Here is a 12286-nt window from a genome sequence, read left to right as displayed (position 1 = left end):
GGAGCAGTTAATGAGTCAGAAAGTGGTCAATGTTGCCGTAGGTATTATTCTTCGCGGCGAGCAAACCTACATATGTAAACGCCCGGACGATAAACATCAGGGCGGCTTATGGGAGTTTCCCGGCGGTAAAATTGAAGCAGACGAAACCACCACGGCGGCCTTGGCCAGAGAGCTGTTGGAAGAAGTCGCCATTGAGGTACACAGCAGTGACTCCTTTATGCTGATTGAGCATGACTATGGCGATAAGCAGGTGCGCCTGGATATCCATAAGGTCAGCGACTTCAGTGGTGAGCCTCATGGTGCCGAAGGCCAGCAAGGGCGGTGGGTGGCAATTAGCGATTTACACCTTTATGCCTTCCCTAAAGCGAACCAGGCCATCTTAGAAAAACTATGTTCATAAATTGTTACAAACTGCGTTTCTCGCTATGCCTGCATGGGTTTAATATGGGCTAGTTGGGGATCACCTCTTTGATAATTACTAATGGGATAACAATATGTATAAAGTAACCTTAGCAGCGGCAGCTACGGCGCTGGCATTAGGACTTACCGGTTGTAGTGAGCAAGCACAAAGTGCGAAGACCGAAACTCAAGCACAAAGCGTTGCCACAGAACAAACAAAACAAGTGCAACAACTAACCTCGGGTATTGATTTAGAAAACATCGACACCGCCGTGCGTGCACAAGATGATTTTTACTACCACATCAATGGTAAATGGTTAGAGCGCACTGAAATTCCGGGCGACAAGTCTAACTATGGCTCTTTCACCGCCCTATACGATCAGTCGCAGGCGGCATTAAAAGAAGTGATCGAAGCGGCGGCTAAAAATACCAAGGCGGCAGCGGGCAGCGATGAGCAAAAGCTGGGCGCCTTCTACAGCAGCTATATGAATACCGAGGCCTTGGAAGAAAAGGGCATCGCACCGCTTAAGCCTTACCTGGATAAGATTGCTACGGTTGCTGATAAAGCAGCGCTTGTATCGCTTATGGCGGATCTGCGCATTCAAGGCGGCACCACGCCGTTTTCCTGGTATGTAAATAACGATGCCAAGAACTCAAGCCAGTACGCTCTTTATGTATCTCAGTCTGGCCTAGGTTTACCGGATCGTGACTACTACCTTAAAGATGATGAGAAGTTCTCTACCATCCGCACGCAATACCTGGCTTATATCACGGACATGCTAACCAAAAGCGGCATTGAAAACGCAGATCAAGCGGCAAAGGCTATTCTTGCTCTTGAAACCGAGCTGGCAACGGCGCAGTGGAGCCGAGTAGAAAGCCGCGATGCGACCAAGTCATACAACAAGATGACGGTTGCCGAAGCAAACGAGCTAACAGGTACATTCGACTTTGCGCAGTTCTTAAAGCAATCGAAAATCAACACTGAAGATTTGGTTGTACGTCAGCCTTCTTATTTTGAAAAACTGGGTGGCATCTTTGAGCAAACCGACCTGGCTACTTGGCAGAATTACCTAGCATTCCATTTTGTTAGCAACTATGCCGATGAGCTAAGCAAGGAATTTGTTGACCGTAAATTTGCCTTCTACAGCACTACCTTACGTGGCGTTGAAGAGCAGCAACCACGTTGGAAAAAAGCGGTAGACTCAGCCAACTCGGTACTGGGTGAGTTGCTAGGCAAGGTGTACGTTAAAGATAACTTCCCACCTGAAGCAAAAGCACGCATGGAAGAGTTGGTTGCCAACCTGATCAAGGGTTTCGACCAAGCCATCGACGGTCTTGAGTGGATGAGTGCGGAAACGAAAGTGGCGGCCAAAGAGAAGCTGAACAAGTTCACGCCTAAGATTGGTTACCCAGACAAGTGGAAAGACTACTCGGCGCTAGAGATTAAAGCGGACGACTTGGCAGGTAACTTTATTCGTTACAGTGAGTGGGCATACGATGATATGCGTAACAAGCTGGGCAAGCCGGTGGATCGCAGCGAGTGGTTTATGACGCCGCAAACGGTGAATGCTTACTACAACCCGGTGAACAACGAAATCGTGTTCCCTGCGGCTATCCTACAACCGCCATTCTTTAACCTGGAAGCGGATGACGCGGTGAACTACGGCGCCATAGGTGCGGTAATTGGTCACGAGCTAGGTCATGGCTTCGACGATCAGGGTTCGAAATACGATGGTGATGGCAACCTGCGTAACTGGTGGAGCGAGCAAGACTTGTCACAGTTCCAGGAGCGTGGCCAGCAACTGGTATCGCAATACAACGAATATGCACCGTTTGAAGACGCGAACGTGAACGGCCAGCTGACGCTGGGCGAAAACATAGGTGACCTAGGCGGCCTAACCGTAGCCTATAAAGCCTATCAGTTATCACTGGGTGGCGCAGATGCACCGGTACTTGATGGTTACACCGGCGATCAACGCTTCTTTATGGGTTGGGCGCAGATCTGGCGTCGTAAGTACCGTGATGAAGAGCTGCGCAACCGCCTGATGACGGACTCGCACTCGCCAAGTCACTACCGTGTTATCGGTGTGCTACCAAATATGCCTGAGTTCTATAAGGCATTCGACGTGAAAGAAAGCGACGAAATGTACATTAAGCCGGAAGATCGCGTTAAGATCTGGTAAGTTCGGCTAATTACTGCCAAGGCGCCAGTCTTGTTATCCTCGCCAAATAAAGGCAAGGATAACAGGGCGGCGCCTTTGTTATTTGTAGAACGCCTGTTTGCCACCATCTACAGGGTTGTTTTTGAGCTAAATTGATGTTTTTCCAACGCTGGGAGAAACAGCAGATATACCCATACCAGCAAGTTAAAGTAGGGCACCAGACCCAGGGCCAAAAAGAGTTTAACCGGATAGCCTTTACGTTTGGCATGCACATAGCATTGCCCGGCTATAAAGAAGTTGACGCACAAAAGTAGAGTAACTAAAAAAAGCATGCCGATTTCCTTTATTTGTAGTCTTCCACACCCCTGAATACAGGCGGCGACGCGGAGTTCCTGAACCAGTAACCTGGTTTGCCACATTCCATTGTTGGGCCATTATTAGTTTTGTTGTTGTGCCGTTTTAATTGGCACGGGTAGCGCATTTATATTATTTGGTATTGGCCGTCTTAGCCTTTACTCTCGGCAAATGCACAGAGGGGTTCAGACAGACCATGAACTACTCAGTATAGACAAGCAGCTGCATAGCAACAGGCTTGTTGGCTTAAAAACAACCAGCTTGAGGTTAGTCTGATGTTTTTGCAGCAATTATTTTTTGATTGTTTTCTAAGGCATGAAGCGGTGCCGGTTTGGCAATAAAGTAACCCTGAGCATAATCTACACCTATCTCTTTGAGCATTCGGTAGATCTCCTTGTTCTCCACATATTCGGCCACCGAGCCTTTATCCAGGGAAGCCGCGATATCATTAATAGCCTTAACTAGGGCGTAATCTATGGGGTCGCGCTGCATATCGCGGACGAAAGAGCCGTCGATTTTAACATGCTGGGCCGGCAGGCGTTTAAGGTAGTCGAAGGTGCTAAAGCCAGTACCGAAGTCGTCGATGGAGAAGTCACAGCCTAGGGCGTTCAGGGCAAGGATCATCTCGCGCGTAGCCTCCAGGTTGCCAACACTGGCGCTTTCGGTAATTTCAAAAATCACCCGTTTAGGGTCAACACCATGGTCGCTGAGCATGGTTTTAATATGCGGAAGCAGGCGATCGTCCAGCAGGGATTGCGCCGAAAGGTTGATGGCAACACGTTGAATTTCTGGGTGTTCGCTTAGATCGCGAATGGCCGAACGCACCACGCATTGGTCCATCAAGTAGCTGTCGTTAAGCATTTCCAAGGCGGGAATAAAGTGATTGGGGTAGACAAGCTCACCGTCAATACGCAGGCGCAGCAAAACCTCATAATAGGCGATGCGTGAGCGCTTGATATCCCATACCGGCTGATAGTGCAGCTCGATACTGTCTTGTTGTAGCGCTGAGCGTACGCTGTGAACCCATTCCAGTCCAGATTGCATGGCATTACTGTGCGAATCGCTGGCATCGTAGCAATGTACCAGGTTGCGACCCTGACTCTTGGCAATATACAGGGCGATATCGGCCTGTTTTAAACATTCATTGGCGTCATTGTTTTGCGCCGAGATCTGGGTCACGCCAATGGAGCAACTGATGGAGTAAATCTGTTCTTGGCATTGAAATTCATGACCATCAATGGCGACACAGATGCTTTCGGCGACCATATGAGCATCGAGCAAAGGGGTGTTGGGTAATATGATGGCAAACTCATCGCCGCCGATACGGAACATCAGGTACTGCTCTTCTATATGCTGTAAGAACAGCTCGGCCACTTCCTTTAGCACTGTGTCGCCTTCTTGGTGGCCCTTGCTGTCGTTGATGATCTTAAAGTGGTCAAGGTCGATATAGATCAAGGCATGAAGGTCGTCACCTATGGTGGCCTGGCACAAGGCACTAAGCTGCAGGTCGAAATAATAACGATTATGCAGCCCGGTCAGGGTGTCGTGAAGAGCCAGGTGTTGCAGCTTGAGCTCCGCCTGTTTGCGCTCTTCAATATTGTCGATAGAGGCGGTGATCGCAGTGCCATGACTATGATCGCTGACATGCTGAAAACGACACTCAAACCAAATAAGCTGGCCATTATTGGCTTGCAGCTGCAGCTCAATTTTACGCCGCTTTGCTTGCGCCTTAAAAATGCTGTCTAGGGCGGTATTGAGTCTGGGTTTGTGGGCCTCACTGCAATAATCTTCTAAGCGCGTGCTAATGCTCTGCTTGAGGCCAAAGCCGGTATTGGTTTCCCAGGCCGGGTTTAGAAAGCTGATGCGCCCTTGTTCGTCGAGCTCCATCACCACGGTATTGAGATGCATTAAAATGCGCTGGTGTGCCGAGTATAGCTCTTTGTATTTTTGCTGACTTTGACTCAGCTGTGCCACCTTCTTCTCAAACTCGCCATAGCTGGCGATAAAGTCCTCGCGGCGAGCGGCGTGATCGCAGACCTTAGTTAATAAAGCGTTATCGTAGGGGCGCCGGATAAAGTCGGTCACGCCACTTAAAAGCAATTGCTCGGCATAATTTGCATCTTGGCTATCGATAATGGTCACTATGGCCTGACTGGGATTATGGGCGAGAATGTTCTGCACCAGGGTGTTGGCACAGGCGGCGTTGGCAATAGAGGCATCAAGCAGCACTATGGCATAGTTTCCCTGTAGGTAAGTGTTGAGAGTATGGGTGGCATCGGTACACACCTGCACGGCAAAGTTAAGTGCTAAAGCATCGCTCATTTGCTGGGCTTTGAAAGGCTCGGGTTCCAGTAGCAAAAGTTTTAAGCGGCTCGATTTTTCCAGTTGTGTTGAGAGCGCCTTGGCTAGAGCCTGCGGCAGTAGATCCTGACGCTCTATGGGCACCACCGCATCTATGCCATAGCTGCGCGCCGTGGTTTCTGCGATCCGTTCGCAGTAAAAAGGCGGAGTTAGCACTATGGGAGTATGTTTAGGTGTTTTTAACAACCCCGAGCGCACCATGCGAGAAAAGCGCCAACCATCGATTTTACCCACATTCAAGCCGGTGATCACCAGGCTGACGGAGCGCTCTTTCAGCAGTTGCAGGGCTTGCTGCGAATCACTTTGTTCTATCACCTCAAAGACATCCAAGCGCCCTAAGGTGCGCTTAAGCACCTCGCGTTCGGCCGCATTGGCATTGATGATCATTAAACTCAGTGGCGTTGCCATGGATACTACCTAAGTGACTTAAATTTATGTAATAGCTGTAGGTTATAGTGAATCAAAAGCGCAGACAAGTTAGTGCGCTTGATTTCGGGTTGGCGAATCACTAGACTTGGCGCGATTTTCAGCACCTTGGAGAGCCCAGCATGCGTGTGGCCGATTTTAGTTTTGATTTACCCGAAGAGTTAATTGCCCGTTTTCCCCAAAAGGAGCGCAGCCAAAGCCGTTTGCTTAAAGTGGATGGTAACAGTGGGGCGACCTCTCATCATATTTTCAAAGACATTATCGACTTTATTGAGCCCGGCGATCTGTTAGTTTTTAACAATACCAAGGTGATCCCGGCGCGTATGCACGGCAATAAGGCTTCCGGCGGTAAGGTGGAAGTGCTGGTTGAGCGGGTATTGGATGACAAGCGAGTGCTGGCCCATGTGCGCTCAAGCAAGTCACCTAAGCCTGGCACCATGCTACTTCTTGAAGGCAAAGCAGAAATGGAAATGCTTGGCCGTCAGGGCGAGTTATTCGAACTGGAATTAAAAGATGAGGGTTCAGTGCTGGAGACCCTGGAGCAAATTGGTCATATGCCTTTGCCGCCTTATATCGACCGTCCGGATAACGACGAAGATAAACAGCGCTATCAGACCGTTTACGGTGAAAAACCCGGTGCCGTGGCGGCGCCGACCGCTGGCTTGCACTTTGATGAAGCCCTGATGCAGCAGCTCAAAGACAAAAATGTCGAGATGGCCTTTGTTACCCTGCATGTGGGAGCTGGCACCTTTCAGCCGGTGCGTGTAGAGAGCGTTAGCGATCACCATATGCACTCGGAATACATTGAAGTACCAGAAGAAGTGGTGGCTGCAGTGCAGGCTACCAAGGCGCGTGGTGGTCGAGTTATCGCCGTGGGCACAACCTCGGTGCGTTCTTTAGAGTCGGCGGCGAAAATCGGTGGCGGCGAGCTTAAAAGCTACTTTGGCGACACAGATATTTTTATCTTCCCCGGCTATAAATTTAATGTGGTCGATGCCATGATCACCAACTTCCACTTACCCGAGTCTACTCTGATCATGCTGGTCAGCGCCTTCTCGGGGCAAACGCATATTATGGATGCCTACCACGAGGCCATTAAAGAGCGTTATCGCTTCTTTAGTTATGGCGATGCCATGTTCTTAACCAAGCAAACAAGTCAGCTGTAGGCCGGGTTGTAGGTCGGGATTTTATCCCGACAAATATGCACAACTTCCACCATGTCGGCCTAAAGGCCGACCTAAAAAACGCGAAGCGGCGACCTAAAAATTAAGCTCTTGTTGTGGAGATGATGGAACCCAAATGGGAACGAATTAGCTTGGGTGCTAATAATTCATCCATGAAGGCGGGTTCCTGTCGGCATCCATGCCTCCACCTTCTCGTGCTGCGACGATACTTAATCGTCGTTCACTCGTCGCCCCCTTTTATTTTTTCGATTTGCCCCAATTCATAGTATTGCCGTGCCAAAAAAGGTAGAATCGGACGGTTAAATTGCGTCTAAGTTCGCAACAGTTAATACCAATTCTGTTAAGTATGTGATCAGAGATAGCGCTGGATAAATGATATGATAACAAGGTGGAATTTTTCTTATGTTGTTATTCTACATAGAAACACTCCAACACAGTTAGCATGATATTTAGCCCGCTAGAATGATTAGCTATTTAAGTGAATTGGTATAAGTAGAGTTGGACTGTTTTTCCGACCGATTGAGGTTCCTATGAAATTTGAATTAGATACAACCGATGGCAAAGCCCGTCGAGGCCGCTTGATTTTTGACCGTGGTGTAGTTGAAACACCAGCATTTATGCCCGTGGGTACTTACGGCACGGTTAAGGGCATGACTCCTGAAGAGCTAAAAGGCACGGGAGCGCATATTTGTCTGGGCAATACTTTCCACCTGATGTTGCGCCCGGGCACTGAGATCATCAAACAGCACGGTGATCTGCACGACTTTATGGGTTGGGATAAGCCAATTCTGACCGACTCAGGCGGCTTCCAGGTATTTAGCCTGGGTGCCATGCGTAAAATCTCCGAAGAGGGTGTGTTGTTTAGCTCACCGGTGAACGGCGAAAAAATCATGCTAAGCCCAGAAAAAGCGATGCAAGTGCAGCGCGATCTAGGTTCAGATATTGTGATGATCTTCGATGAATGTACGCCGTATCCTGCAACCGAAAAGCAGGCAAAAGATTCTATGGAGCTGTCGCTGCGCTGGGCAAAACGTTCTAAAGAAGGTCATGGCGACAATCCGTCGGCCTTATTCGGTATTATCCAGGGCGGCATGTATCCAGAGCTGCGCGCACAATCGCAAGCAGGTTTGGAAGAAATTGGCTTCGACGGTTATGCCCTAGGTGGCCTGTCTGTAGGTGAACCAAAAGAAGACATGATCAATATCCTGGATCACTGCGCCTACAAGATGCCGGAGCAAAAGCCTCGCTACCTTATGGGTGTGGGAAAACCAGAAGACATCGTCGAAGCGGTACGCCGTGGTATAGATATGTTCGACTGCGTTATGCCAACCCGTAATGCCCGTAATGGCCACCTGTTTATCACAGATGGTGTGGTGAAAATTCGCAACGCCGTGCATAAAACCGATACAGCGCCGCTTGATAGCGAATGTGATTGTCATACCTGTACTAACTTCTCACGCGCATATCTGCATCATTTGGATAAGTGTAATGAGATCTTAGGTGCGCGCCTTAACACCATCCATAACCTGCGTTATTACCAACGCCTTATGGAAGGGCTGCGTGAAGCCATTGCCGCGGGAGAGCTTGACGCATTCGTAGCTGACTTTTATGCTCGCCGTAATCTGCCGGTTCCTGAACTCGCTGAAACTGAATAACTGCTGGCCCGCCTTGTGCGGGCTTGCGTGTAAATTAAGACATTAAAATTAATAGTTACATACTGAAGGGGAACACCTGATGAGTTTATTTATTGCAAACGCTCATGCCAGCACAGCTGGTGCCGCACCTGCTGGTGGCGGTTATGAAATGCTAATCATGCTGGCCATTTTCGGCTTGGTATTTTATTTCCTAATCTACCGTCCACAGGCCAAGCGTGTAAAAGAGCACAAGAGCCTGATGGGCGCCCTGGCCAAGGGTGATGAAGTCCTTACTCAAGGTGGTCTAGTGGGTAAAATCACTAAGGTAACCGAAGACAAAGACTTCGTAACTATCGCTTTAAACGACCAAGCTGAAGTGACTGTACAGAAAGCCTCAATTTCTGCAGTGCTACCTAAAGGCACCATGAAGTCACTATAAAAAGGAAAGATACGTGTTAAATAAGTATCCTTTATGGAAGTATTTACTCGTGCTTTTAGTGCTTGCGGTAGGGGTGCTATATGCCACCCCTAACATCTATGGTCGCGACCCTGCCATTCAGGTAACGGGCGCCAAAGGTGCCGACGCAGACTTAAGTGCACTGGATACGGTAAATACCATCCTTAGTAAAAATAAAATTGAATCCAAATCGAGCAAGCTCGAAGACGGGCAGATCCTGGTTCGCTTTAAGAACGTAGAAGAACAACTAAAAGCTCAGGACATCTTGCGCGACAATTTAAGTGAAGACTACATCTCAGCCATTAATATGGCCCCGGCGCAACCCGAGTGGTTGAAGTCGATCGGCGGTAATCCAATGAAGCTGGGTCTTGACTTAAGTGGTGGTGTGCATTTCACCATGGAAGTAGACATGGTGACCGCTATGGACAATGCACTTAACCAGATGGAGCAGGACTTCCGCTCGGATTTACGTGAAGAAAAGTTACGTTATCGTACCATTCGTCGTGTTGCCGGCAGTGATTCTGTGCAGGTAGTGATGCGCAACGAAGAAGATAAAGGCGCGGCGGAGAAATTCCTGCAGGGTCGTTATCAGGGCTATGTGTTTAGCGACGACAGCAATAACGACAATGGTTTTGTGGTAAGCATGAGCGAGCAGCGCATCAAAGAGCTGCGCGACTACGCTATCAAGCAAAACGAAACCATTATTCGGAACCGTATTAACCAAATTGGTGTAGCCGAGCCAAATGTACAGCGCCAAGGTGCTGAGCGCATTATTGTTCAGCTTCCGGGCGTACAAGACACGGCGCGTGCTAAAGAAATCCTAGGTGCTACGGCTACCCTAGAGTTCCGTGAAGTGGATCAAGATGCCGATCCGGGCCTGGCCATGCAAGGTCGTGTGCCACCGGGCACAGAGATCATCATGGATCGTACCGGTCGTCCCGTAGTGCTTAAAAAGCGCGTGATCTTAGAAGGTAGTCATATTACCGGTGCACAATCGAGCCTGGATGAATACCAGCGTCCGCAGGTAAATATCTCCCTTGATTCTAAAGGCGGCGCCAAGATGGATGCCTTTACCAAGCGTGCTATTGGTAAACCTATGGCCACGGTATTTATCGAGTACAAGCCATCCGGTGAAGTGGATGCCAATGGTAAAGCCCTGCCTCCGATCAAGGTGGAAGAGGTTATCAACGTGGCTACCATTCAAGCGCGTTTAAACCGCAGCTTCCGTATTACCGGTCTTGATAGCCCGGCCGAAGCTCATAACCTAAGCTTGCTACTGCGCGCTGGTGCCCTGGTTGCACCGATTCAAATCGTTGAAGAGCGTACCGTAGGTCCAAGCCTGGGTCAGGAAAACATCGAAGCGGGTATGACAGCAGTTGTCCTTGGTTTTGCCTTTGTGCTTGCCTTTATGTTGCTGTACTACAAGGGGTTCGGCATGGTTGCCAACCTGGCGCTTGCTGCTAACTTGATTATGATTGTCGGTGTTATGTCGATGATCCCTGGCGCAGCCCTGACGTTACCAGGTATTGCCGGTATTGTACTAACAGTAGGTATGGCGGTTGATGCCAACGTACTTATTTTCGAGCGTATCCGTGAAGAGCTGGCCGATGGCCGCAGCCCGCAACAGGCGATTCACTTCGGTTACGACAGCGCCTTTAGCACCATTTTTGATGCCAATATCACCACCCTGATTGCCGCGGTTATTCTGTTTGCAGTGGGTACAGGCCCGATTGCCGGTTTCGCGGTAACGCTAGCCATTGGTATTTTGACATCAATGTTTACAGCCATTGTCGGTACCCGTGCAGTGATCAACCTGATCGTTGGCGGCAAACGCATTGAAAAGCTGTCGATATAGGAGCAACTAAGCATGCAATTATTAAAAGTAAAGGGCACCTTGCCATTTATGAAAGCACGCAAATTGGCAATGGGCTTCTCCATCTTGCTGATCCTTGCTTCTTTAGCGTCGCTTTTCGTTAAAGGCCTTAACTTTGGTTTGGACTTCACCGGCGGTACCGCCGTTGAGGTAGGTTTTTCACAACCGGCCGAACTAAGCAATGTGCGTAAGGTACTCGCCGAAAATGGCTTTGCCGATGCCTCGGTACAGCTATTTGGCTCCAGTAAAGACGTGCTGGTACGCTTGCCACCTCAGGGTGAAGGCGTAAAGGCCGAGGTTATTGGTAACCAGGTGATGACGGCAATGAAACAAGTGGATGCCGATGCGCAGATGCGTCGTATCGAGTTTGTTGGCCCGAGCGTGGGGGAAGACCTTAAAGAGCAGGGCGGTTTGGCTATGTTAACGGCGCTTATCTGTATTCTGCTTTATGTGGCGATGCGCTTTGAGTGGCGCTTCGCACTGGGTGCGGTATTCGCGCTTTTCCACGATGTGGTGTTAACCATGGGCTTGTTCTCATTACTTGGTCTTGAGTTTGACTTAACCATATTAGCGGCAATCTTGGCGGTAATAGGTTACTCACTCAACGATACCATAGTTGTATCAGACCGTATTCGTGAGAACTTCCGTAAAGTGCGTACCGATGACACCTTGGAGATCATCGATATTTCACTAACGCAGACTCTGAACCGTACCTTGGTAACCTCAATCACCACTATCCTGGTATTGGTTGCTCTGTTTGTATGGGGCGGACAGACCATTCACGGTTTTGCCACGGCCTTACTATTTGGTGTGTTCATCGGTACTTACTCTTCAGTGTACGTTGCCAGCTCGGTTGCCGTGCTGCTTGGCGTAAGCAAAGAAGATTTGATCCCGGTAGAAGTAGAAAAAGAAGGTGCGGACCTAGACGCCATGCCTTAATCGTCTTTTTTGCGATTGTACTGTGATATAGAAAATGCCGCTTCCCAACGGCATTTTTTTCGCCTGTAGGCCGACGCGAATTCAACTCCGAAGTGCACCACTCGCTAAATTAAGCCGCCTTACGTAATTCTTCGAATACGACTGCTGGCTGTTTATACCCCAGACATTTTCTCGGTCTGGCATTTAACGCGCGTTCAATCTCTGCAATTTGCTTGTCTGTTACCGTGCGTAAGTCAGTGCCTTTGCGTATGTATTGGCGCAGCAAGCCGTTAAAGTTTTCATTTAATCCACGTTCCCATGAAGAGTATGGATTAGCGAAATAGATATCCGTTTTCAGTTTCTTTGCAACCTGTTCGTGGTCACAGTTATGGTATGAACGTGACGGCGATAACGCCACAGCATGCCGACCATAGCTCGGCTCACATCAGCCGCGCACTTTGCTGGTACTTTACGTATCAGATACAGCTTACTTTTGCGCTCAACCAGGCTGACTATGG

Annotated in this window: 9 protein-coding genes and 1 pseudogene; 7 read left to right on the top strand and 3 right to left on the bottom strand. The window is 49.1% G+C overall.

Annotated features, from left to right (window positions below; translation table 11 throughout):
* Window positions 1–10: 10 nt before the first annotated feature.
* Both mutT and WCN91_RS13935 read left to right on the top strand, forming a co-directional pair.
* The gene (gene mutT, locus WCN91_RS13940; protein WP_342679986.1) at window positions 11–400 is read left to right on the top strand and encodes an 8-oxo-dGTP diphosphatase MutT; all 390 of its coding nucleotides are present in this window, start codon (window positions 11–13) and stop codon (window positions 398–400) included.
* A 94-nt stretch (window positions 401–494) separates the two neighbouring features.
* Window positions 495–2582 carry a M13 family metallopeptidase gene (locus WCN91_RS13935; RefSeq protein ID WP_342679985.1) on the top strand — a complete coding sequence of 696 codons (2088 nt, stop codon included), beginning with the start codon at window positions 495–497 and terminating at the stop codon, window positions 2580–2582.
* 107 nt (window positions 2583–2689) lie between these two features.
* On the opposite strand, the gene WCN91_RS13930 is transcribed toward WCN91_RS13935, so the two are convergent.
* Window positions 2690–2893: a hypothetical protein gene (locus WCN91_RS13930; protein ID WP_342679984.1), complete on the bottom strand. Its 204-nt coding sequence runs from the start codon at window positions 2891–2893 to the stop codon at window positions 2690–2692.
* Window positions 2894–3182: 289 nt separating this feature from the next.
* Entirely contained in the window at window positions 3183–5684 is a 2502-nt protein-coding gene (locus tag WCN91_RS13925) for a two-component system response regulator (RefSeq protein ID WP_342679983.1), read from the bottom strand.
* 140 nt (window positions 5685–5824) lie between these two features.
* On the opposite strand from WCN91_RS13925, the gene queA reads away from it, so the two are divergent.
* From queA to secF, 5 genes are all read left to right on the top strand, one after another.
* Window positions 5825–6868, top strand: a complete 1044-nt coding sequence (queA, locus tag WCN91_RS13920; protein WP_342679982.1) for a tRNA preQ1(34) S-adenosylmethionine ribosyltransferase-isomerase QueA — start codon at window positions 5825–5827, stop codon at window positions 6866–6868.
* A gap of 548 nt (window positions 6869–7416) precedes the next feature.
* Entirely contained in the window at window positions 7417–8541 is a 1125-nt protein-coding gene (gene tgt, locus WCN91_RS13915) for a tRNA guanosine(34) transglycosylase Tgt (protein WP_105214796.1), read from the top strand.
* Between the two features lie 79 nt (window positions 8542–8620).
* On the top strand, window positions 8621–8959 hold the full coding sequence (yajC, locus tag WCN91_RS13910; RefSeq protein WP_342679981.1) for a preprotein translocase subunit YajC: 339 nt from the start codon (window positions 8621–8623) through the stop codon (window positions 8957–8959).
* Window positions 8960–8972: 13 nt separating this feature from the next.
* Entirely contained in the window at window positions 8973–10832 is a 1860-nt protein-coding gene (secD, locus tag WCN91_RS13905) for a protein translocase subunit SecD (protein ID WP_342679980.1), read from the top strand.
* Between the two features lie 12 nt (window positions 10833–10844).
* Window positions 10845–11789: a protein translocase subunit SecF gene (secF, locus tag WCN91_RS13900; protein ID WP_342679979.1), complete on the top strand. Its 945-nt coding sequence runs from the start codon at window positions 10845–10847 to the stop codon at window positions 11787–11789.
* A gap of 109 nt (window positions 11790–11898) precedes the next feature.
* Here secF and WCN91_RS13895 read toward each other — a convergent pair.
* A pseudogene (locus tag WCN91_RS13895) lies at window positions 11899–12286 on the bottom strand (IS30 family transposase); the annotation flags it as partial.

It is taken from the genome of Pseudoalteromonas qingdaonensis (assembly GCF_038739665.1).
Classification (GTDB): Bacteria; Pseudomonadota; Gammaproteobacteria; order Enterobacterales; family Alteromonadaceae; genus Pseudoalteromonas; species Pseudoalteromonas qingdaonensis.
The sequence above is the reverse complement of the archived record's forward strand: the minus strand, read 5'-3'. Positions and strand labels throughout refer to the sequence as shown.

What these genes read in the sequence shown, in the direction of transcription:
- queA (WP_342679982.1), top strand. Translation starts at nt 5,825, where the DNA reads ATGCGTGTGGCCGATTTTAGTTTTGATTTACCCGAAGAGTTAATTGCC.
- yajC (WP_342679981.1), top strand. Translation starts at nt 8,621, where the DNA reads ATGAGTTTATTTATTGCAAACGCTCATGCCAGCACAGCTGGTGCCGCA.
- WCN91_RS13930 (WP_342679984.1), bottom strand. Translation starts at nt 2,893, where the DNA reads ATGCTTTTTTTAGTTACTCTACTTTTGTGCGTCAACTTCTTTATAGCC.
- mutT (WP_342679986.1), top strand. Translation starts at nt 11, where the DNA reads ATGAGTCAGAAAGTGGTCAATGTTGCCGTAGGTATTATTCTTCGCGGC.
- WCN91_RS13935 (WP_342679985.1), top strand. Translation starts at nt 495, where the DNA reads ATGTATAAAGTAACCTTAGCAGCGGCAGCTACGGCGCTGGCATTAGGA.
- secF (WP_342679979.1), top strand. Translation starts at nt 10,845, where the DNA reads ATGCAATTATTAAAAGTAAAGGGCACCTTGCCATTTATGAAAGCACGC.
- tgt (WP_105214796.1), top strand. Translation starts at nt 7,417, where the DNA reads ATGAAATTTGAATTAGATACAACCGATGGCAAAGCCCGTCGAGGCCGC.
- WCN91_RS13925 (WP_342679983.1), bottom strand. Translation starts at nt 5,684, where the DNA reads ATGGCAACGCCACTGAGTTTAATGATCATCAATGCCAATGCGGCCGAA.